Origin of the sequence: Pseudomonas sp. 43(2021), from assembly GCF_017490805.1 — a bacterium.
GTDB lineage: Bacteria > Pseudomonadota > Gammaproteobacteria > Pseudomonadales > Pseudomonadaceae > Aquipseudomonas.
This window is the reverse complement of the sequence record NZ_JAFGYJ010000066.1, coordinates 1-1,935: the sequence shown is the minus strand read 5'-3', so window position 1 is coordinate 1,935 and position 1,935 is coordinate 1. Positions and strand designations below refer to the sequence as shown.

The window sequence follows — 1,935 nt, the reverse complement described above, 5'->3', positions numbered from 1 at the left end:
CCATACGTCGGCGGCGCGTTCTGCACTGACAGATTAAAACTCGTTCCCTTCACCAAATACTGTGATGACCATTTCGGGCGAGGGAATTACACCACGTGGATTGGCATCAGAGCTGATGAACCGAAGCGGCTAAAGCCAAAGCCTGGAATCAGATATCTTGCTGAACTGTCAGACTTTGAGAAGGAAGATATCCTCGCATGGTGGAAGCAACAACCATTCGATTTGCAAATACCGGAACATCTCGGTAACTGCATATTCTGCATTAAAAAATCAACGCAAAAAATCGGACTTGCCTGCAAAGATGAGGAGGGATTGCAGCGTGTTTTTAATGAGGTCATCACGGGATCCCATGTGCGTGACGGACATCGGGAAACGCCAAAGGAGATTATGTACCGAGGAAGAATGTCGCTGGACGGTATCGCGAAAATGTATTCAGAAAATGATTATCAAGCCCTGTATCAGGACATGGTACGAGCTAAAAGATTCGATACCGGCTCTTGTTCTGAGTCATGCGAAATATTTGGAGGGCAGCTTGATTTCGACTTCGGGAGGGAAGCTGCATGATGCGATGTTATCGGTGCGGTGAATGCAAAGAAGATAACCGCTTCCGACCAAATCAACCTTACTGGAATCGATGGTGTCTCCGGTGTGAAAGAACACCAACAGGGGTGTTACCACTACCGCAGGAAAAGGAGGACGTGTGGCGAGACAGCGACGAAGTATCACCGACATAATCTGCGAAAACTGCAAATACCTTCCAACGAAACGCACCAGAAATAAACCCAAGCCAATCCCAAAAGAATCTGACGTAAAAACCTTCAACTACACGGCTCACCTGTGGGATATCCGGTGGCTAAGACGTCGTGCGAGGAAAACAAGGTGATTGACCAAAATCGAAGTTACGAACAAGAAAGCGTCGAGCGAGCTTTAACGTGCGCTAACTGCGGTCAGAAGCTGCATGTGCTGGAAGTTCACGTGTGTGAGCACTGCTGCGCAGAACTGATGAGCGATCCGAATAGCTCGATGCACGAGGAAGAAGATGATGGCTAAACCAGCGCGAAGACGATGTAAAAACGATGAATGCCGGGAATGGTTTCACCCTGCATTCGCTAATCAGTGGTGGTGCTCTCCAGAGTGTGGAACCAAGATAGCACTCGAACGACGAAGTAAAGAACGCGAAAAAGCGGAAAAAGCAGCAGAGAAGAAACGACGACGAGAGGAGCAGAAACAGAAAGATAAACTTAAGATTCGAAAACTCGCCTTAAAGCCCCGCAGTTACTGGATTAAACAAGCCCAACAAGCCGTAAACGCCTTCATCAGAGAAAGAGACCGCGACTTACCATGTATCTCGTGCGGAACGCTCACGTCTGCTCAGTGGGATGCCGGACATTACCGGACAACTGCTGCGGCACCTCAACTCCGATTTAATGAACGCAATATTCACAAGCAATGCGTGGTGTGCAACCAGCACAAAAGCGGAAATCTCGTTCCGTATCGCGTCGAACTGATTAGCCGCATCGGGCAGGAAGCAGTAGACGAAATCGAATCAAACCATAACCGCCATCGCTGGACTATCGAAGAGTGCAAGGCGATCAAGGCAGAGTACCAACAGAAACTCAAAGACCTGCGAAATAGCAGAAGTGAGGCCGCATGACGTTCTCAGTAAAAACCATTCCAGACATGCTCGTTGAAACATACGGAAATCAGACAGAAGTAGCACGCAGACTGAAATGTAGTCGCGGTACGGTCAGAAAATACGTTGATGATAAAGACGGGAAAATGCACGCCATCGTCAACGACGTTCTCATGGTTCATCGCGGATGGAGTGAAAGAGATGCGCTATTACGAAAAAATTGATGGCAGCAAATACCGAAATATTTGGGTAGTTGGCGATCTGCACGGATGCTACACGAACCTGATGAACAAACTGGATAC

General features: G+C 48.1%; 5 protein-coding genes and 2 pseudogenes. All 7 read left to right on the top strand.

Features of this window, described 5'->3' with window-relative positions:
- Positions 1 to 564 (top strand): annotated as a pseudogene (locus J5M71_RS25815) (hypothetical protein); the annotation flags it as partial.
- Entirely contained in the window at positions 561 to 734 is a 174-nt protein-coding gene (gene ninD, locus J5M71_RS25810) for a protein NinD (protein WP_000984218.1), read from the top strand. The pseudogene J5M71_RS25815 and the gene ninD, both read left to right, overlap by 4 nt.
- Positions 701 to 883 (top strand): NinE family protein, encoded by a 183-nt coding sequence (locus J5M71_RS25805; protein WP_000113775.1) that lies wholly within the window; start codon positions 701 to 703, stop codon positions 881 to 883. Before ninD ends, J5M71_RS25805 begins: the two co-directional genes overlap by 34 nt.
- Complete coding sequence (locus J5M71_RS29680; protein ID WP_306424353.1) at positions 838 to 1,050, top strand: protein NinF; 213 nt, start codon at positions 838 to 840, stop codon at positions 1,048 to 1,050. The genes J5M71_RS25805 and J5M71_RS29680 overlap by 46 nt, the downstream gene beginning before the upstream one ends.
- The gene (locus J5M71_RS25795; RefSeq protein WP_001108044.1) at positions 1,043 to 1,654 is read left to right on the top strand and encodes a recombination protein NinG; all 612 of its coding nucleotides are present in this window, start codon (positions 1,043 to 1,045) and stop codon (positions 1,652 to 1,654) included. The genes J5M71_RS29680 and J5M71_RS25795 overlap by 8 nt, the downstream gene beginning before the upstream one ends.
- Positions 1,651 to 1,857 (top strand): phage NinH family protein, encoded by a 207-nt coding sequence (locus tag J5M71_RS25790; RefSeq protein ID WP_002901791.1) that lies wholly within the window; start codon positions 1,651 to 1,653, stop codon positions 1,855 to 1,857. The genes J5M71_RS25795 and J5M71_RS25790 overlap by 4 nt, the downstream gene beginning before the upstream one ends.
- Positions 1,835 to 1,935, top strand: a pseudogene (locus tag J5M71_RS29675) (serine/threonine protein phosphatase); the annotation flags it as partial. The gene J5M71_RS25790 and the pseudogene J5M71_RS29675, both read left to right, overlap by 23 nt.